Here is a 17,430-nt window from a genome sequence, read left to right on the forward strand (position 1 = left end):
AGTGCCCCGCCGAAAAGTCACTTCAGTATTGACGTAAAGGAGCACCTAAACCCATGAACCCCGCCGCCCTGTCCACCGCCATCAGCGCCACCTCCGCCCTGGTGGAGCGCCTCAAGGAACGCCGCGACGAGAAGGCCCGTGAGGCCTACTCCGTCCTGGAGACCGCCGCCGCCCGCATGGAAGAGCGAGATGGCGAGTGGTTCCCGGAGGCCCGCCGCGAAGCGGGCGCCGTAACCAAGGCCGCGCATGCCCGCCTCGAGCGCACCCTCGAACAGCTCAAGGAGCGCAGCGAGGAAACCACCGAGAAGCTCTCTGAGGCTGCATCAGAGGCCCAGGATAAGGCCTCCAAGCAGTGGAAGAAGACCCGCAAGCAGGCGGAAAAGAAGGCCTCCAAGGCCCGCAAGCAGGCCAAGAAGAAGGCGTCCAAGGCTGAGAAGAAGGCGCAGAAGCAAAGCGCTAAGTTGCAGAAGAAGGCCCGCCGCCTCGGTGGCAAGGACAAGAAGAAGGGCTCAAAGATCTGGCTGATCTCCGCGCTCATTGCCGCCATTGCTGCCATCGGCGGTGGCATCTACTACTTCTTCACCCAGAAGAAGGAGAAGGAATCCGCCGTTCCGCCGCGCGTTGAGGACTTCTCCTCCCCGTCCGCGCCGCAGGGCTCCACCTTGGTCTACACCTCCACCACCGAGGACGATGCCACGCATGGCTCCGACTTGGCTGAGGAGGGCGTCGTCGAGCGCGACGAAGAGCTGCTGGGCTCGCTGGATGAGCAGCTGGCCAAGCACCGCGAGGAAGAAACCGCTATTCAGGACGCCGTCGAGACGGAGATCGAGGTCAGCAACGCCGACAAGGAGGATGCTGACACCTCCCGCATCACTGATGACCATGAGTCCGAAGGCAAGCACCGCCTCCAGACCGAGGACGAGAACTAACCCCCCCATCCTTGGGGGTGCGCGTTTCGTTGTTTTGATCTCACTTCTTTGCCCCCGCGCGCCCGACCTGCTTGAATTGAAGGCTAATCGGCATCGATCCTCATAGATCGGTGCCCGCGCGCTGTTTTGCGCGGGAAGCCCTATCAACAGCAGCCAAGGAGATCAGGCATGAGCTTTGAGTCGCTCGTAGTCAAGCTCAAGAGCGGGGAGACCTTTTATTTTCCCGCAGGTGCCGTGAGCGGCGATCCGTCCACCCGCGTAGATAACCTACGTTTTGCCATCGAAAACGGCACGCAGTTTAGCTCCATCGATGACTATGGCGTCGACCGTGAATTCAACGGCTATGACGTGGAGAACTATCACCTGGCTTAAGCCCCCCAGTGATTCATTAAGCGTAATCTGAATCACTCCCTCATGCGTTGTGCGCTATAGGATGAGTTCTTATGACTCACTACCCCCGCATGAGGACGTGGTCGTGGTACCTCCCCGATGAACCCCCTTCCGGGGAGGTCTCCCTCACTGAGACCACCGACTTCTCCCGGCCCGGCACCGCCACGTGGCGGCTGCTTGGTGCCCAGCGCACCGGCGTTATCGGCATCTTCGTTGCCACCCTCATCAACGCCCCGCTGGGGGCGTTAGTCTCCGTCATCATCGGCCAGACCACGCAGTATGCCTTTTCCGATCCCTCCTGGCGCACCGTAGCCCTGCCGCTTGCGGCCACGGCGATCCTCCTCTTCATCGCCTATATCTGCGAGGCCACGGCAGATGCGTTTACTGATCTGAGTCAGGCCCGCACCACGCATACGCTGCGACTGAACCTGCTGGATAAGCTGCTGGCCGCTTCTACCGCAGGCATAAGCCCCGGCCGGCTACTCAACACGATGGATGAGGATTCGCACTACATTGGCCAGCTCAAGCAGATCCTCAACTTCCCACTGGTCATGGTGGGCTACCTCTTAGGCGCAGTGGTCAGCCTCGCCCCGATTTCCTGGCAGGTCTCAGCTGTACTGCTGGTTGGCGCGCTCGCCACCGCGCTAGCCTCCTGGGCCACCACGAAGCCGCTGACTAAGATTGCCGCGCGCCGCCGCCAGCTGGAGAACACCGCGTTGTCACTCGCCACGGACTTTGCGCAAGGTTCACGCGTGATTAAGGGCCTCGGCGCCAAGGAGATTTCCCGCCAACGCTTTTCCGACGCCGCCCAGGACTCCTTGGGTGCCATGCTCCGCGAGGCCAAGCTTTCCGCCCTCATGGCCTGGCTGCGCCAGATGGTTCCCGCGTCCTTTGCCGTGGGCATTCTTGCCTGGACCTCCTGGGAAACCTTCGAGGGACGCATCGCCCCCGGAGGGATGATGGCGATTACCATGCTCGTCCCGCCCGCGCTCACAGCATTAGGTGTCTCTCTGGGCCTGCTCACTGAAAACTGGGCGCGGGCTCGGGCCTCGGTGGAGCGCGTTGGCGAACTGCTCGGTCAGCTTTCTTCCAACACCACCGAGGCCGCCGGCGCGCCCATCGACCTCTCCCCCGGCTTACACGTGTGGATGCCCATCACCAACGAGGGGCGCAACACTGTGGATTCCTGGGTGCGCTACCTCCATGAGCAGGGTGCCTTGTGCCCACCGCACCGCATCTCCGTGTTGGAGGGCACCCTGCAGGACAACGTTGATCCGCTGCGCACTGTCAACACCACACAGCTTCACGCCGCCCTCCACGCCTCCGCCTGCGAGGATATTGTTATCCGCCTCGGTGGGCTTGGGCCCAACGGCGAGCTGCCCACCGCGCCCATCGGTGAGGCCGGCCTCAACCTCTCCGGCGGCCAGCGCCAGCGCGTCGCGCTGGCCCGCGCTCTCGCTGTGGACCCGGAAGTTCTCGTGCTGGACAACCCCACGACGGGGCTGGATTCGTTGACCCTGGCGGACGTCGCCAAGCGCGTGCGTGAGCTGCGCGCTGGCGAGATCACCGTGATCATTACATCCGCCTCCACGTGGGCAGCCAACGCCGATGAGGTGGTGGAACTATGAGTCAGCAGGATCGCGCGGATGCCCTAGCACCTGCCTCCCCGCGGGAGTGTCTCCGTTTTCTGAAGACCCTGCCCAGTGCGCCCAGCCGGCTTGGCATCGCCCTTTTCTTCGGCCTGTTTACCGTTACGGTCATCATGATGAACCTGGTCTCCCAGGTGCTCGGGCGCGTCGTCGATATCATCCAGGGCGTGGAGGTCCCCGTCCTGGGTACGGGCCGCGCAGCCATGGTGGGCGCGCTGGTTATTATCGCCGTGGGCTACCTCGTGGAGGTCACTGGCCGCACCGTGGGCCGCTACCTGGTTACCTCCACTACCCGCCGGCTCTCGGTGGATCTGCGCACCTCAGCGCTGGATTCCACCCTCGGTGCTCCCGTGCCAGCCGTCATGGAATTGGGCACCGGCAACATCATTACGCGCCTGTCCAAGGACATCGACACCGTGGTCATGACGATCTCCATGATGGGTGATCGCCTCGTACTCACACTCTTCATGCTGCCGCTGACCGCGCTCATGATGGTCTTCATCCACCCCGCCTATGCCCTCCTCTTCATCGCGGTGAGTTGTCTGCTCTATCCCTTCATCCGCGGCACCATGCGCGATATCCCCGCCGTAGCCAACGAGGTGTCCTCGGTGGAGGCCTACCGCAACAACGTCCTGCTGGACACCATCCGTGCATTGGAGACCCTCCGCCAGTTCTCCCTGAAGGACTGGGCCCATGCACGCATGGAGCGCCATTCCTGGGACACGGTGCAGGCCTGGGGTGATAAGGTTCCGCTGATCAACCGCATCCTGGGCCAAGGCGCCCTGGCCTTTGCGGTGTTGCTCTTGGGATCGGTCCTCATGTCCGTGCCCATGGTGATGTGGGAATGGTTGACCCCCGGTGAGGCCACCGCCGCGGTGCTGCTGGTGATGCGGCTGGAGATCCACGTCTTCAACATCCTCTTTTTCGCCGGCGAGATCCAGCATTCCGTGACGTCTCTCGGCCGCGCGGTGGCGCTGGCGACCCTGGAGAACAACGCTGGCGCTCCAGACCTCAAGGACACGCCCCGGCTCACCTCCGCGCCGGCCATCACCATTGATCACCTTTCCTATTCCTATCCCGGTGGGGCGCCCGTGCTTGACGACGTCTCCCTCACCCTCACCGCCGGCACCACCACTGCCCTGGTGGGTACGTCCGGTGCGGGTAAGTCCACGCTCGCCGCCCTCGTGGCGGGCCTACAGTACCCTTCGGCGGGGAGCATCAGCCTCGATGGCATCGATACCGCCACCGTGCCGAACACGTGGATTACAGAGCACGTCGCGCTCATTACCCAAGAGGTCCATCTCTTCTCCGGCACCTTGCGCGAGGATCTGTTGCTGGCCAAACCTGACGCCAGCGATGAGGAGCTATGGCAGGCGCTTAACACCGTGGGCTTAGATGAGCATTCGCGGTGGCTGCCTCAGGGCCTGGATACGAAGATTGGCGCCGGGAACGAGGAGATCGGTGCGGAGGCCGAGCAGCAGCTTTCTCTGGCTCGCATGATTCTGCGCCAGCCGCCGGTGCTCATCATGGATGAGGCGACTTCCGAGGCCGGTTCCGAGCACGCGGAAGTGCTCGAAAGCGCAGCCAAGGCAGTGACCAAGGGCCGCACCGCGCTCGTCGTTGCCCACCGCCTGGACCAAGCCCGCGAGGCCGACCGCATCATCGTCATGGAACAGGGTCAGATCGTCGAGGATGGCACCCACACCGAGCTCATCGATCTGGGCGGGCGCTATGCCTCGGCCTATGCCCAGTGGGAGCATGGGAAGTAGGTAGTTCGGCGCCGCGTCCTACCATGGAAACTATGCATCTTCTTTCGCTCACTGAAGCTGACCGTACCTACCTGGCCCGTATTAACTTTCTCGCCGATACCTTTGGCGATGAGCACAAGGAGCTTCCTGCGGGCTTCGAGGAAGGCTTTGACTACTACCTCGGCAGTTGGGAGCCTTCCCGTGGAGGTTTCATCGCCTGGGAGGGCCACGTCCCTGCCGGTGGCGTGTGGCTGAACTGGGGAACGGCGCAACGCCATGGTTTTGGCCACGTTATTGAAGGCATCCCGGAGCTCGCCCTAGCCGTGGAACCTCGCTTCCGCAGCCAGGGAGTAGGCACCCTGCTTATCGACGCCGCCACCGAACTCGCCCGCGAGATGGGCGCCCCGGGTATCTCACTGTCGGTGGCTAAAGATAATGACCGCGCCCACCGTCTCTACCTGCACCTTGGCTTCGAGCCGGTGGGCGAAAGCGATGGCCACATCATCCTGGTCAAGCGCTTCAAGGCCGCCGAATAAGTCAACCCCCGGCAAAGCTAAAGGGCGCTCACCATGTGAGCGCCCTGTGGAGCATAGGGGAATCGAACCCCTGACCTTTGCATTGCGAACGCAACGCTCTACCAACTGAGCTAATGCCCCAATACCTGTAGAGCGTACTCCTCCCAGTAGAAGCAGCGAAATCACCCCCTGGACGGGTCTAGCAAAACCTCAGGAGTTAATTTCTTTCACTTTAGTTGCGTGTCACTAGGGATAATCCACCTTCACTGGGCAGACAATAAGGGGTCTGAAAAAGTCTGTGGAAGGTTGTCATGCGCCGAAAAAGTGTTCTTGTTCGCTCCCTCATCGCCCTTGCGGCAGCCACGGCCCTGCCTGGCACCGCTACTGCGGCAGCGGAGTTTCCCGCACTCCCCCAACTCCCCGACGTCCAGAAGGACATTCAACGACTAGAACAGGACGCCTACGATGCTCTTCCCAAGGAGCTTCAGAGCAGCCCAGTCTTTGCAGGCTCCTCGCGGCCGGCTGGGAAGCCCGCGCCGACCGGCAAACAGCAGTCGCAGTCGGTTGCTGATTCCACCTGTTCCAACTGCGTGGCCATCACCTATGACGATGGGCCTGGTGAATTGACTGCTCAGCTCCTCGATACCCTGAAGGCCAAGGACGCCCACGCCAGCTTCATGGTTTTAGCCCCCAGCGCCTCCACGCACCCGGAGCTGCTACGCCGCATGAAGGCTGAGGGCCACACCGTGGGAAACCACACCGCAACCCACCGTGAGCTCAACAAGCTCTCCCCCAGCGACGTGGACGGCGAAATCAAGGCCGGTGCCGCCGCCATCAAGGCAGCGACGGGTGAGAACCCTCGCTGGATGCGTCCCCCGTACGGTGCCACCAACGGCACCGTGGAGGCCGCTGCGAAGGCTAATGGCCAGGCACAGGCCCTGTGGTCCGTCGACACCGTGGATTGGAAGGACCGCAATTCTGAGCACGTCTGCGAGGCCGCAGTCAACGGCGCACAGGCCGGCTCCATCGTCCTCATGCACGACATCCACACCACGACCGTAGGAGCCGCAGACTGCGTCATCGACGGGCTACGTGCGAAGGGCCTCGAGCCTGTAAGCCTCGACCGCCTCATCCCCAATCCCCAGGCGGGAAGGCAGTACTTCAGGCGATAGTGCACGAAACAGCCAATTAGGTAACTCAAGCCGTCAGCAGTATGCGGTTCACTTGCCCCTTAGCTGCTAGGTAAGATTTGGTAGCTTTAAACAGCTAAGTCTAAAGGTAGATCCGCGATGTCTCTCAGTCGATTACCTTCTAACAAGGTGCGCATGAGTTCCTTAGCATCGTCTGAACCTACCTCTGAGACTGCTTGTTGAAGTTCAGGCAGCATTACGTGGTAGACCATGTCTACATCACCTGTGCCGAGCGCCAAGGACGCAATACGGCTCATTGTTGGTTCAGCAGTCACAGCAACAATGTGGGGTGCTCGGCCTTTGCGATTGCGTATTAGGTTTAAAGCTTCAGAGCGGGTGTTCTGGGAGCGGTCTGAGCGCATAGTGAACTTGCAAGAGACCACGGCATGTATGAATCCGGGTGTTTCACCGTTGGAAGCACGGAAAGGGGACAGCAGTGCTTGTTCTTTATCAACAATCGGCAAGTCTGCGTTAATAACATTATCGGAGGCTGCACTGCGGATAACTACAACATCAGGAGATATGACGTAGCTATTTCCGAGCGCAGCGCCAAGTTCCGGATGCTGCTTTACGGCTTCGGCAAGTTCAGCCAAGTGACGATACGGCTCATAACGGGCAAGATGGTCTTGACGTCTAGAGTTACCTAAATTTTGAACCATCCAATCCCCGGGACGAACTGTTTGCATATAAGGAAATGTCGCTGCTAGGAACGTTTGCACAGCTTTTTCAAAATTTGCCCCCGTCGATTGTCCGGCGCCCTTACCTTGAACTAAAGGAACATTGAGCTGACGCGCAATGTGTGCCGAAAGTACTTTACTGGCGCGCTGACCTCTATCAGCATTGGAAGCGATCCTTTCTCCACTTGGCGTGTCAGTGAGAGCCAACACACCCGAATCAATTAATTGCTGGTGAAACTGTTTACGTGTAGCTGTAATTAAGGCTGGTTGAGTCATAGTTAGAACCTTAGTGAATCTGGTACGCGAGTTGGTTCAGCAGCGTAAACACCATCAGGTAGTGGTTCTTTATTTAATGCCGCAGCGATCCGCGAGCCGACGGCCTCAGCCACAGGGGGTGGGAAAGCATTACCGACCTGCCGCCATTGCGCGGTCTTCTTCCCCTGCCAAATCCAGTTTTGAGGGAATCCCTGAATCACGCCGCCCATCTGAACAGTGAGACGTGGTAAGTCCTTGTCGAGGTTAGTTGGGAAATCTTCTTCAGGAGCAGTCTCGGCAATTGAAGTTCCTTTTACTCCGAGTTCTTTCCAAGCAGCTTTGGCTCTTGTGGGTCCAACATCGGGGCCGCCGTGCTTCTTGGACCCTCCAACCAGAGTTGGCGCTACCTTGTTCGCCTTTTTAGCCCACTCTGCGGCACCTGTCCAACCATTTTGTCCCATAAGTATTTCTAAAGCTTCGCCCACGGTCTTCCATTGCCAGTTCGCTGGCGGCCAGAAGAAGTAGGGAGCGTATTCTTCTTTGACTGCGACCAGAATAAACCGCGGCCGAAGCTGGGGAACTCCATAGTCAGCAGCTTGAAGCAGCTTCCAAAAGACGCTGTACCCCATTTGCTCCAGACGAGTGATGATGCGAGCACGATATTCTTCAAACCGCTTTTGCCCTAGGCCCTTAACGTTTTCCAGCATTACAGCGCGTGGATCTATCTGCTTGATCATTTCCAAAGCGCGGGGAAAGAGGTCACGTTCATCGTCTTCACCAAGTTGCTGTCCTGCGATAGAGAAGGGTGGGCATGGGACACCACCAGCAAAGAGATCCGCTCCTACATAAGGCTCAGGATCGAATTCGAGGACATCTGCTTCAACAACATTCCAATGCGGTCGGTTAACGCGAAGGGTTTGAACGGCAAACTCGTCGATCTCTACTGCAACCAAATGCTCAAAACCAGCGTTTTCGAGACCCAAAGCTTGACCGCCGGCGCCAGCGCAGATTTCAACAGAAGTTAACGAGTTATGCACGCCGCTGATTGTACATAGCCCACCGGACCTTCAAGAGAGCAATGACACGAATAAGGCAAGGAGGTCGAACGCATGTTTGAATTAAGATGGGTGCTGGAGCAATTGGTAGCTCGCTGCTCATGCCAAACTCGCGAAGCAAAGGTCAGCAGCCCTCGATTCATATAAACGGCTCTAGGGTTCTTTTCTTCCCCTTGCTCACCCAGCCGGCTGCTCGAGAGAGTCTCCGGCATATGGTGGCGAAGCCTGCTTATCCCGGAGCCCATCGAGCCACACGAAATGTCCCTTAAGCGGTTAACCCGACCTAACCCCCCTAGGGTCAAGGAGCCAACGCAAGAGGCGCCCAGCGTTTCCGCCGAGCGCCTTCCACTTATGCTGTGGAGCATAGGAGAATCGAACTCCTGACCTTCTGCTTGCAAAGCAGATGCTCTACCAATTGAGCTAATGCCCCATTGTTCCGTGGTGGGCCTAGCTGGAATCGAACCAGCGACCTCATCGTTATCAGCGATGCGCTCTAACCGACTGAGCTATAGGCCCTTGACCGGAACGAGTAGTAACTCTACATAGGACCGGCGATCTATTACAAATCGCCAGGTCATATGTAGTTTTTCGCGGTGATATTCTCTAGTTAATCGGTTCGTCTTGCAGTCGAATCTTGAATCCACCGAAGACGTCCACGATGGCGTTGTAGATCACAGCCATAATGGGCGCCAGGATGGTCATCAGCACAGCAATGATGGCACCAAACAGTGCGGCCGCAGAGACGACCAATCCGAAGGAGACCTCAAAGCCGCCGCCGACACCGCCGACGAGGCTATTGAAGGAATCCCAGATGCCTGCCTGGTCAAGGCCGACGTACAACAAGCACACGGCGATGAGCCAGGCCACGAGGCCGACGAGGGACATGGCCAAGCCAACGCGGAACGCCGACATGGGCGAAATCCGGGCGAGGTGAAGCTCTCGTCCAATCATGGGTTACTCCTCGTCCTTATCGGCATCCTTGCTGTCAGCTTCGTCCTGCTGGGAGTCTTCGCCAGACTTGAGGTGCTCAGGCTTGACGTCTTCCACGGACTTCTCACCCTTGGCTACTGCCTGGGCGTCTTCCTCACCATCGTCCTCAACGTTGCGGTCGATGGCCAGCAGCTCGACGTCATCAGCCAGGTTAACCAGGCGAACGCCCATAGTGGCGCGGGAGCTCGGACGGATCTGGTTGACCTCGGTGCGGACAACGCCACCGGCAGAGGTAATGGCGAAGATCTCGTCGTCTTCGTCGACGGAGATGGCCGCAATGAGCTTGCCGCGCTTCGGGGTGTACTTGAAGGTCATCACGCCGAGGCCACCGCGGCCCTGCGGGGTGTACTCCTCAATCGCGGTGCGCTTGCCGTAACCGCCGGAGGTGGCAACCAGGAGGAACTGGCCGTCGTTGACAACAGACATGGACAGCAGCTGGTCATCGCCGCGGAAACGCATGCCCTTCACGCCGGCGGTAGCGCGGCCCATCGGACGCAGCTGGTCGTCGTCGGCAGTAAAGCGGATGGCCTGACCCTGCTCAGAGGTAAGCAGGATGTCATCGCCCTCGTTGACCAGCTGAGCGCCGATCAGCGCATCGCCCTCGTTGAGGTTGATGGCGATGAGACCGGCGGAACGCGCGGACTCGTAGTCGGTGAGGCGGGACTTCTTCACGCGGCCTTGCTGGGTAGCAAGGACCAGGTACGGAGCGTCCTCGTAGGACTGAATCTGGATGACCTGGGCGATCTTCTCCTCCGGCTGGAACTCCAGCAGGTTGGCCACGTGCTGACCGCGGGCGGTGCGCCCAGCTTCCGGGAGCTCGTAGGCCTTGAGGCGGTAGACGCGGCCGAAGTTGGTGAAGAACAGGATCCAGTCGTGCGTGGAGCAGACGAAGAAGTTCTTGACAATATCGTCCTGCTTGAGCTCCGCGCCGCGCACGCCCTTGCCGCCACGCTTCTGTGCCTTGTAGGCATCCACCTTGGTGCGCTTGGCGTAGCCGGTAGCGGTGATGGTGACCACGACGTTCTCGCGGGCGATGAGGTCCTCATCGGAAACGTCTCCGGAGGCAGCGACAATCTGGGTGCGACGCTCATCGCCGTATTTCTCGACGATTTCCTCCAGCTCATCGTGAACGATCTGACGCTGACGCTCGTCGCGGGCCAGAATGTCCTTGAGGTCTGCGATGATCTCCTCGATCTCCGCCAACTCATCAATGATCTTCTGACGCTCCAGAGCGGCCAGGCGACGCAGACGCATGGCCAGGATGGCATCGGCCTGGATCTCGTCGACGCCGAGAAGCTGCATCAGGCCCTCGCGTGCCTCATCCACCGTCGGGGAACGGCGGATGAGCGCGATGACCTCATCGAGCATGTCGAGCGCCTTGACCAGACCGCGCAGGATATGGGCGCGCTTCTCGGCCTCATCGAGGCGGAACTGGGTCCGGCGGACGATGACCTCAATCTGGTGAGCCACGTAGTAGCTCAGCATTTGGTCCAGGCGCAGGGTGCGCGGCACGCCATCCACGATGGAAAGCATGTTAGCGCCGAAGGAGGTCTGCAGCTGGGAGTGCTTGTACAGGTTATTAAGGACAACGCGGGCTACGGCGTCACGCTTGAGGGTGACCACGATGCGCATGCCCACACGGTCGGAGGATTCATCCTCAATCTTGGCGATTCCGGCGATCTTGCCGTTGACCACAGACTCCGCAATATTGGAGATCATGTTGTCCGGGTTGACCTGGTAGGGCAGCTCAGTGATAACGATGGTCTGGCGGTTGCCCACCTCCTCAATGGAGGTCACGCCGCGCATGCGGATGGAGCCGCGGCCGGTGGTGTAGGCATCCTTGATACCCTGATCACCGACAATGAGGCCCGCAGTCGGGAAATCTGGGCCCTTGACGCGTTCCATGCAGGCGGCCAAGGCTTCTTCCTCAGAAGCATTCGGGTTATCCAGCAACCAGTAAATGGCTTCCGCCAACTCGTTGAGGTTGTGCGGCGGAATGTTCGTGGCCATACCGACGGCGATACCGCCGGAGCCGTTCATCAGCAGGTTCGGAACGCGGGAGGGCAGGATAGTCGGCTCCTGCGTTTTACCGTCGTAGTTCGGCGCGAAGTCGACGGTATTTTCGCGGATATCGCGCACCATCTCCATGGCCAAGGGCGTCATACGGCACTCGGTATAACGCATAGCTGCCGGGCCGTCATTACCGCGAGAACCGAAGTTACCCTGGCCATCAACCAGCGGGTAGCGCATGTTCCACGGCTGGGCCAAGCGCACGAGGGTGTCATAAATAGCGGAGTCACCGTGCGGGTGGAACTGACCCATCGTGTCCGAGACCGGGCGGGCGGACTTTACATAGCCGCGGTCCGGGCGGTAGCCGGAGTCATACATGGCGTAGAGGATGCGGCGGTGAACCGGCTTGAGACCGTCACGCACCTCCGGAAGGGCACGACCGACAATGACGGACATGGCGTAGTCGATATAACTCGACTCCATCTCCTCATTGATGTCAATTGGTTGGATGCGATCGAAAAGATCACCGTTATTGTCACTCATAACGCCCTATCCTACCCTTTAGGGCCGTATAAGGCCGTTTGTGGCACGGCTGTGGTATCACAGTGATACCATTCGCGCTATGGCTATGACACTGCGCCTGACCCCGGAACAAGACCACGCGCTGACCCTGCTGGCCTCCGCGCAAGGAACCTCCAAGCACGAGACGGTGGTCCGCGCCATCGTTGCGGCAGCAGCACGAACCCTCTCGGATGCCGCCGTGCAGGACACCGCGCGCCGGCTGCTGCCTGGGCGTTCAGAATTAGAAGCGGAAATCCGCCAAGCCCGGGGAGGGCGTCAATGAGCGCAGAACAGCTGCTCCTCGTCGCGCGGGAGTTCTGCCAGGCCTATCGGGTGCGGGTTATAAACTTTGCCGCCCTGGCCGCCGCGGCGGCTGCGAGCACGGCCACCATTGAGGGAATTTCCGTTCATGGCAGCCGCTCTGCGGCGGCAGAATCACTAGAAACAGTCTTGCGCGCGGTCCCCGCTCTGAGTGGAAGGAACGAAGAATTCGCGCGATTTTGCACGGAGGTCTATCTTTCTGTTGCAGAAGTTATGTAAGTTAAACATGATAAAGAAGTCTCTATTCCCTTGTAGAAAGGAATCCCCTATGCCTTCGAAGTCTTTGAAGAAGTTTCTAGCCGCTGGTGTCGTTGCCACTACCCTCGCCACTGCCGCGACGCCGGCTGCGGGTGCTAAGACTGCTGACAATGACTGGCAAAACAACAAGAACCCCAACTTCCAGCAGGGCGAAGCAGGCTCCTCCCTGACCGGTTCCACGCCGATCGACATGACGCTCATCATCGGCGGTAGCATCGCCGCCGCAGCAGCACTGCTCAAGTTGGTAGTGGATAATGTCCCGGCACTGCGCGCCCAGGTGGACGAGTTTGCCGCCCAAATCGGGATGGCCGGCTCCTCCGGTTCTTCCGAGAACAACCGCCTCTACGAAGGTGGCCTCGACTTTGACCTCGAGCGCCTTGCCCGCACCAATGGTTTCCCGGAGATTGCTGACCAGCTCGCCGCGCTCAAGGCAGGATCCAGCGCACCGGCACAGTAAGCTCGCCTGTATGACAAACCTCACCCAGCTTCTCCAATCCCCTACCCGCAACGCCGTGGTGGCGGACTTGGCCACGGCCGCCGATGACACCGTCTCTTCGCTTTCCGGCATTTCCGGAATGGCCTTCAAGGGCGCTCTAGCCGCCGCAAAGAAGGCAGATTCTAAGGTCTTATCCAAGGGAATCAACCAGATGCTCCCGGAGCTGCTCAACAGCCTGGATTCCTACTGGAAGGAATTCGAAGGCTCTGAGCAGTCTGACTTCGGCACCTACCTGGACGGACGCAGCGCTGAAGTTACAGAGGTCATCATGACTACTGCGGACAAAGCCGCTGAAGACGTTAATGCGCCTGGCATCGCTCGCACCTACAAGTCCCTGCGCGGCAAAGCCTCCTCCATCTTGGAGCCCAATGTTGCGACCATCGGCCGCGTTCTGCAGCGCCACATGGGCACTGTCTAAGAGCACGCGCTTGACGAAGAAAAAAGACCAGCACCTCATATGAGGTGCTGGTCTTTGCGGGTTTTACCTAGTGCTTAGACGTCTAGGAAGCGCACGTCCTTCGCTCGGCGGGTAATGAAGGATCGGCGAGCAGAAACGTCATCACCCATGAGGATGGAGAAGAGCTCGTCGGCGCGCTGTGCATCCTCCAAGTCCACGCGACGGAGCACGCGGGTGGTCGGATCCAGGGTGGTCTCCCACAGCTCGGCGGCGTTCATCTCACCCAGACCCTTGTAGCGCTGGATACCGTCATCCTTGTTGATCTTTCGGCCCTGCTCCAAGCCCTCGGCGAGCTGCTCGTCGCGCTCGGCATCGGAGAAGGCGTAGCCCGGCTGGCCCTTCGCCCACTTCAACTTGTACAGCGGCGGATTAGCCAGGAAGACGTGGCCATCCTCCACCAGCTGCGGCATGAAACGGAAGAGCAGAGTCAACAGAAGCGTGGCGATGTGCTGGCCGTCCACGTCGGCATCGGCCATGAGCACAATCTTGTCGTAGCGCAGCTTGGAAATATCAAACTCTTCGTGGATGCCGGTACCCAGGGCGGTAATGATGGCCTGGACCTCAGCGTTCTTCAGAACCTTGTCCATGCGGGCTTTTTCCACGTTGAGGATCTTGCCGCGCAGCGGCAGGATGGCCTGGAACATGGAATCGCGGCCGCCCTTAGCGGAACCGCCTGCGGAGTCACCCTCCACGATATAAAGCTCAGTGCGCTTCGAGTCCTTGGAGCGGCAATCCGCTAGCTTGCCCGGCAGGCCGCCGAGGTCACCGGCAGACTTACGGCGCACGAGCTCACGAGCCTTGCGTGCGGCCACACGGGCGTGCGCGGAGGACACGGCCTTATTGATGATGACCTTTGCCTCAGCCGGGTTGGCGTCGAACCAATCATTGAGGTGCTCGTTGACGGAACGCTGGACAAAGCCACGAATTTCCGAGTTACCAAGCTTGGTCTTGGTCTGACCCTCGAACTGTGGGTCCGCCACCTTGACGGAAATAACGGCAGCAAGGCCTTCACGGCAGTCATCGCCGGAAAGGTTGCCATCCTTTTCCTTGAGGAGCTTGTGCTCCTTGGCGTAGCGGTTCATCAGGGAGGTCAGCGCAGCGCGGAAGCCTTCCTCGTGCGTACCACCCTCATGGGTGTTGATGGTGTTGGCAAAGGTGTGGACGGATTCCTTGTAGCCCTGGTTCCACTGCAGTGCGATTTCGACCTCGTGGTCCTCACCCTTGACGTCGAAGGCAACGATGGTGGGGTGAATGGCGGTCTTGGTCTTGTTGAGGTGCTCAACATAGTCCTGCAGGCCGTTCGGATAGTGGTAAATAACTTCCTTGTTCTTCTTGGAAGTGTTCTCCTCGCTACCCTCGCCGTCCTTTTCAGACTTTTCCTTCTCATCGAGGGAGCTCAGGCTCACGGCGGAGTCGCCGGCTTCGGCGATCTCCTCTAGCTCGGCCTGCTCCTTGGAGATGGCGCGCTCGTCACGCAGCACAATGGTCAGGCCCTTGTTCAGGAAGGCCATCTCTTGCAGACGGCGAGCAATCGTGTCGTACTTGAACTCGACGGTCTCGAAGATTTCCGGATCCGGCCAGAAACGAATGGTGGTACCGGTACCGCGAGCATTATCGCCTTCGACAAGCTCATCGGGGATGGCATTGTTGAAGTTCTGGTACCAGTGCTTGCCATCGCGCTTGATGTCCGCCTCAACGCGGGTGGACAAAGCGTTGACCACGGAGATACCCACGCCGTGCAGACCACCGGACACGGCATAAGATTCAGAGTCGAACTTACCGCCGGCATGCAGCTGGGTCATGACCACCTGGACGGTGGGAACGCCAGAGGCGTGCATCTCCACCGGGATACCACGGCCGTTATCGATGACCTCGATGCCGCCATCCTCACGGAGGGTGACGATGACCTTGTCGGCATAACCTGCCATCGCCTCATCGACGGAGTTGTCAACGATCTCCCAAATCAGGTGGTGCAGGCCACGGGCACCGGTGGAGCCGATGTACATACCGGGGCGCTTACGGACGGCCTCGAGGCCCTCCAGAATTGTGATTGACCCCGCATCATATGCGTGTTGTTCAGCCACGGATTCGTGTTCTCCTTTTGGCTAGAGCTAAATCTAAGACTCTAGCCATTCTACACTGTGTCCCCCCACGCAAGGGCACTGCACGCCCGTGAGAGCCCCAAATTTGCGTGAATTTCGCGGTCGCCGAAAATCAGCCGTAGGTATCTTGCGAACCCTGCGGCTTGACCCATTGGCGGCCCTCGTAATTCCGGTGCTGCTTAGGACCCTGAATGTGCAGCTTAACCACCACGTCTGGGCCCAGGCGATCCGCAATTTTTTGCAAGATGGGGCGCTGCAGGTAGCGCAACTCGGTAGCCCAGCTGGAGGAATCACACGCCACGTAGACAACCTGCTCTTTGATGTTGAGCGGTTGCGTATGCGCAGCAATGCGCTCGCCGACGAGGTTTTCCCAATTGCCCATGACCCAGCCATGGGCCAATTCGTGTTCCCAGCCGCGCTTGCCAATCTCTCGTTGGATCTGCGCGCCGAGGCTAGGGATCTCGAGGCTCCGTCGCCTGCGACGGCCATCGGGACCGCTCGGCCGACCACGCTGATAGGGCTTTGGCTGCTTCTCTGAAGATGTCTGGGCTAAGTTCATTTTGGGCGCCGGCTTATTGAGCTTCGGCGGATTTTTGGAATTGTTCCGCGTGCGCTCAAAAAGCGCCTTAACCGGATCAAAGTCTTGTTCAGTCATCCTCGTCACCGCCCGCCGTATACGGAGCGATCTCGGAGATTCGGCCCTCATCGGTATCGCAGACCGTGACCGTAAAACGTTCGATGGGCTGCAAGTTGCCGGGCAGATCCTCATCCACAGCTGCGGTGATGAGCACCTGTTCCGCACCTGCCGCGAGGTGAACGAGCTTTTCGCGGCGTTTGGCGTCCAGCTCAGCGAAGACATCATCGAGGATGAGGATCGGATCAGTGCCGTCCTGGCGCAACAAGTTGAACTCCGCCAACCGCAGGGAGATGGCATAGGACCAGGTCTCGCCGTGGCTGGCAAAGCCCTTGGCAGGGCTCGCTCCTAGATTAAGCAGCAGGTCATCGCGGTGCGGGCCAACAAGCGAGATACCGCGTTCGATCTCGCGCTGGCGCTTGCTAGCGAGTTCGGTGAGCATCATGGCCTCGATGACCTCAGGATCAGAAATATCCACCGTGGACTTGTACTCAATATTCGCCGGCCGCGATTCCGGGGCAAGCCCGGCATAGGCGGCGGGGATGAGCTCGCGGAGTTCGTCGACAAGCGCAAGGCGTGCCTGAATCACCTGCGCGCCGAGGGAAGACAGCTGTGTATCCCACACGTCGAGAGTCGCCAGCGCCGAGGCACCATCACTGTCGCTGTAGCCGCGGCGCAAGCTTGGCGACGCCGACTTCAACAACGCATTCCGCTGCTTGAGCACCTTGTCATAATCGGCCTTCACACCAGCCAAACGCGGCGTGCGCGAGGCAATGATGTCATCCAGATACTGGCGGCGCGCTGCCGGTTCGCCGCGTACGAGCGATAAATCCTCGGGGGAAAACAACACGGTTTTCACCACGCCTAGTAGCTCACGCGGGGATTTCAGGCGCGTACGGTTGATCTGCGCCTGGTTGGCCGCGTGGGGTTTGATCAGTAGGTGCGCAGTGAGCTCTCTGCCCTGGTTCACCGCCGTGGCGGAGATACGAGCATTGTGTGCGCCCTGGCGCACGAGGGGGGCATCGTGGGCCACACGGTGTGAGGATAGATGCGCGGTATACCCGATGGCCTCGACGATATTGGTCTTGCCGAAACCGTTGCGGCCGACAAACAAGGTAATTCCCGGTTTCAGCCTGAGGGTGAGCTCGGGCCAGGAGCGGAAGTCCCTGACATCGAGATCGCGAATATACATA

Annotated in this window: 17 protein-coding genes and 3 tRNA genes; 10 read left to right on the top strand and 10 right to left on the bottom strand. The window is 59.7% G+C overall.

Annotated features, from left to right (window positions below):
- The first annotated feature begins 53 nt into the window (after positions 1 to 53).
- The 5 genes from HMPREF3147_RS03230 (at position 54) to HMPREF3147_RS03250 (ending at position 5,252) form a co-directional block, all read left to right on the top strand.
- A complete protein-coding gene (locus HMPREF3147_RS03230) occupies positions 54 to 929 on the top strand; it encodes a hypothetical protein (protein ID WP_070444486.1) in 876 nt (291 codons plus the stop codon).
- A gap of 168 nt (positions 930 to 1,097) precedes the next feature.
- A complete protein-coding gene (locus HMPREF3147_RS03235; RefSeq protein WP_070444488.1) occupies positions 1,098 to 1,301 on the top strand; it encodes a hypothetical protein in 204 nt (67 codons plus the stop codon).
- Positions 1,302 to 1,372: 71 nt separating this feature from the next.
- Entirely contained in the window at positions 1,373 to 2,947 is a 1,575-nt protein-coding gene (locus tag HMPREF3147_RS03240) for an ABC transporter transmembrane domain-containing protein (protein WP_070444490.1), read from the top strand.
- Entirely contained in the window at positions 2,944 to 4,737 is a 1,794-nt protein-coding gene (locus HMPREF3147_RS03245; RefSeq protein WP_070444492.1) for an ABC transporter ATP-binding protein, read from the top strand. Before HMPREF3147_RS03240 ends, HMPREF3147_RS03245 begins: the two co-directional genes overlap by 4 nt.
- 23 nt (positions 4,738 to 4,760) lie before the next feature.
- Positions 4,761 to 5,252: a GNAT family N-acetyltransferase gene (locus tag HMPREF3147_RS03250; RefSeq protein ID WP_070444494.1), complete on the top strand. Its 492-nt coding sequence runs from the start codon at positions 4,761 to 4,763 to the stop codon at positions 5,250 to 5,252.
- Between the two features lie 47 nt (positions 5,253 to 5,299).
- Here HMPREF3147_RS03250 and HMPREF3147_RS03255 read toward each other — a convergent pair.
- A tRNA-Ala gene (locus HMPREF3147_RS03255) sits at positions 5,300 to 5,372 on the bottom strand.
- 170 nt (positions 5,373 to 5,542) lie between these two features.
- Between HMPREF3147_RS03255 and HMPREF3147_RS03260 the strand changes: the two genes are divergently transcribed.
- A complete protein-coding gene (locus tag HMPREF3147_RS03260; protein ID WP_070444496.1) occupies positions 5,543 to 6,403 on the top strand; it encodes a polysaccharide deacetylase family protein in 861 nt (286 codons plus the stop codon).
- 86 nt (positions 6,404 to 6,489) lie between these two features.
- Here the strand turns inward: HMPREF3147_RS03260 and HMPREF3147_RS12505 are convergent, their stop codons facing one another.
- From HMPREF3147_RS12505 to gyrA, 6 genes are all read right to left on the bottom strand, one after another.
- Entirely contained in the window at positions 6,490 to 7,374 is an 885-nt protein-coding gene (locus tag HMPREF3147_RS12505) for an NgoMIV family type II restriction endonuclease (RefSeq protein WP_083276418.1), read from the bottom strand.
- A gap of 2 nt (positions 7,375 to 7,376) precedes the next feature.
- Positions 7,377 to 8,390 (bottom strand): DNA cytosine methyltransferase, encoded by a 1,014-nt coding sequence (locus HMPREF3147_RS03270; protein ID WP_118790703.1) that lies wholly within the window; start codon positions 8,388 to 8,390, stop codon positions 7,377 to 7,379.
- Between the two features lie 375 nt (positions 8,391 to 8,765).
- Positions 8,766 to 8,838 (bottom strand) — tRNA-Ala (locus HMPREF3147_RS03275).
- Positions 8,839 to 8,847: 9 nt separating this feature from the next.
- Positions 8,848 to 8,924 (bottom strand) — tRNA-Ile (locus tag HMPREF3147_RS03280).
- Positions 8,925 to 9,011: 87 nt separating this feature from the next.
- The gene (locus HMPREF3147_RS03285; RefSeq protein ID WP_070444502.1) at positions 9,012 to 9,359 is read right to left on the bottom strand and encodes a DUF3566 domain-containing protein; all 348 of its coding nucleotides are present in this window, start codon (positions 9,357 to 9,359) and stop codon (positions 9,012 to 9,014) included.
- Between the two features lie 3 nt (positions 9,360 to 9,362).
- Complete coding sequence (gene gyrA / locus HMPREF3147_RS03290) at positions 9,363 to 11,951, bottom strand: DNA gyrase subunit A (RefSeq protein ID WP_070444504.1); 2,589 nt, start codon at positions 11,949 to 11,951, stop codon at positions 9,363 to 9,365.
- Between the two features lie 79 nt (positions 11,952 to 12,030).
- Between gyrA and HMPREF3147_RS03295 the strand changes: the two genes are divergently transcribed.
- The 4 genes from HMPREF3147_RS03295 to HMPREF3147_RS03310 are packed head-to-tail and all read left to right on the top strand — an operon-like array spanning position 12,031 to position 13,462.
- Positions 12,031 to 12,252, top strand: coding sequence for a CopG family transcriptional regulator (locus tag HMPREF3147_RS03295; RefSeq protein ID WP_070444506.1), 222 nt, complete (start codon positions 12,031 to 12,033; stop codon positions 12,250 to 12,252).
- Positions 12,249 to 12,509, top strand: a complete 261-nt coding sequence (locus HMPREF3147_RS03300) for a cell filamentation protein Fic (RefSeq protein WP_070444508.1) — start codon at positions 12,249 to 12,251, stop codon at positions 12,507 to 12,509. Before HMPREF3147_RS03295 ends, HMPREF3147_RS03300 begins: the two co-directional genes overlap by 4 nt.
- A gap of 49 nt (positions 12,510 to 12,558) precedes the next feature.
- The gene (locus tag HMPREF3147_RS03305; protein ID WP_070444510.1) at positions 12,559 to 13,005 is read left to right on the top strand and encodes a hypothetical protein; all 447 of its coding nucleotides are present in this window, start codon (positions 12,559 to 12,561) and stop codon (positions 13,003 to 13,005) included.
- Positions 13,006 to 13,015: 10 nt separating this feature from the next.
- Entirely contained in the window at positions 13,016 to 13,462 is a 447-nt protein-coding gene (locus tag HMPREF3147_RS03310) for a DUF6918 family protein (RefSeq protein ID WP_070444512.1), read from the top strand.
- Between the two features lie 74 nt (positions 13,463 to 13,536).
- Here HMPREF3147_RS03310 and gyrB read toward each other — a convergent pair whose 3' ends face one another.
- The 3 genes from gyrB to recF form a co-directional block, all read right to left on the bottom strand.
- Positions 13,537 to 15,585, bottom strand: a complete 2,049-nt coding sequence (gyrB, locus tag HMPREF3147_RS03315; RefSeq protein ID WP_070444514.1) for a DNA topoisomerase (ATP-hydrolyzing) subunit B — start codon at positions 15,583 to 15,585, stop codon at positions 13,537 to 13,539.
- Positions 15,586 to 15,715: 130 nt separating this feature from the next.
- The gene (locus HMPREF3147_RS03320) at positions 15,716 to 16,258 is read right to left on the bottom strand and encodes a DciA family protein (RefSeq protein ID WP_070444516.1); all 543 of its coding nucleotides are present in this window, start codon (positions 16,256 to 16,258) and stop codon (positions 15,716 to 15,718) included.
- Positions 16,251 to 17,429 carry a DNA replication/repair protein RecF gene (gene recF / locus HMPREF3147_RS03325; protein WP_070444518.1) on the bottom strand — a complete coding sequence of 393 codons (1,179 nt, stop codon included), beginning with the start codon at positions 17,427 to 17,429 and terminating at the stop codon, positions 16,251 to 16,253. Before recF ends, HMPREF3147_RS03320 begins: the two co-directional genes overlap by 8 nt.
- Position 17,430: the final 1 nt, after the last annotated feature.

The sequence above is a fragment of the Corynebacterium sp. HMSC05D03 genome (assembly GCF_001807205.1).
Classification (GTDB): domain Bacteria; phylum Actinomycetota; class Actinomycetes; order Mycobacteriales; family Mycobacteriaceae; genus Corynebacterium; species Corynebacterium aurimucosum.

What these genes read in the sequence shown, in the direction of transcription:
- recF (WP_070444518.1), bottom strand. Translation starts at nt 17,429, where the DNA reads ATGTATATTCGCGATCTCGATGTCAGGGACTTCCGCTCCTGGCCCGAG.
- HMPREF3147_RS03240 (WP_070444490.1), top strand. Translation starts at nt 1,373, where the DNA reads ATGACTCACTACCCCCGCATGAGGACGTGGTCGTGGTACCTCCCCGAT.
- HMPREF3147_RS03230 (WP_070444486.1), top strand. Translation starts at nt 54, where the DNA reads ATGAACCCCGCCGCCCTGTCCACCGCCATCAGCGCCACCTCCGCCCTG.
- HMPREF3147_RS03295 (WP_070444506.1), top strand. Translation starts at nt 12,031, where the DNA reads ATGGCTATGACACTGCGCCTGACCCCGGAACAAGACCACGCGCTGACC.
- HMPREF3147_RS03285 (WP_070444502.1), bottom strand. Translation starts at nt 9,359, where the DNA reads ATGATTGGACGAGAGCTTCACCTCGCCCGGATTTCGCCCATGTCGGCG.
- HMPREF3147_RS03235 (WP_070444488.1), top strand. Translation starts at nt 1,098, where the DNA reads ATGAGCTTTGAGTCGCTCGTAGTCAAGCTCAAGAGCGGGGAGACCTTT.
- HMPREF3147_RS03320 (WP_070444516.1), bottom strand. Translation starts at nt 16,258, where the DNA reads ATGACTGAACAAGACTTTGATCCGGTTAAGGCGCTTTTTGAGCGCACG.
- HMPREF3147_RS12505 (WP_083276418.1), bottom strand. Translation starts at nt 7,374, where the DNA reads ATGACTCAACCAGCCTTAATTACAGCTACACGTAAACAGTTTCACCAG.
- HMPREF3147_RS03310 (WP_070444512.1), top strand. Translation starts at nt 13,016, where the DNA reads ATGACAAACCTCACCCAGCTTCTCCAATCCCCTACCCGCAACGCCGTG.
- HMPREF3147_RS03300 (WP_070444508.1), top strand. Translation starts at nt 12,249, where the DNA reads ATGAGCGCAGAACAGCTGCTCCTCGTCGCGCGGGAGTTCTGCCAGGCC.
- HMPREF3147_RS03305 (WP_070444510.1), top strand. Translation starts at nt 12,559, where the DNA reads ATGCCTTCGAAGTCTTTGAAGAAGTTTCTAGCCGCTGGTGTCGTTGCC.
- gyrA (WP_070444504.1), bottom strand. Translation starts at nt 11,951, where the DNA reads ATGAGTGACAATAACGGTGATCTTTTCGATCGCATCCAACCAATTGAC.
- HMPREF3147_RS03260 (WP_070444496.1), top strand. Translation starts at nt 5,543, where the DNA reads ATGCGCCGAAAAAGTGTTCTTGTTCGCTCCCTCATCGCCCTTGCGGCA.
- HMPREF3147_RS03250 (WP_070444494.1), top strand. Translation starts at nt 4,761, where the DNA reads ATGGAAACTATGCATCTTCTTTCGCTCACTGAAGCTGACCGTACCTAC.
- HMPREF3147_RS03245 (WP_070444492.1), top strand. Translation starts at nt 2,944, where the DNA reads ATGAGTCAGCAGGATCGCGCGGATGCCCTAGCACCTGCCTCCCCGCGG.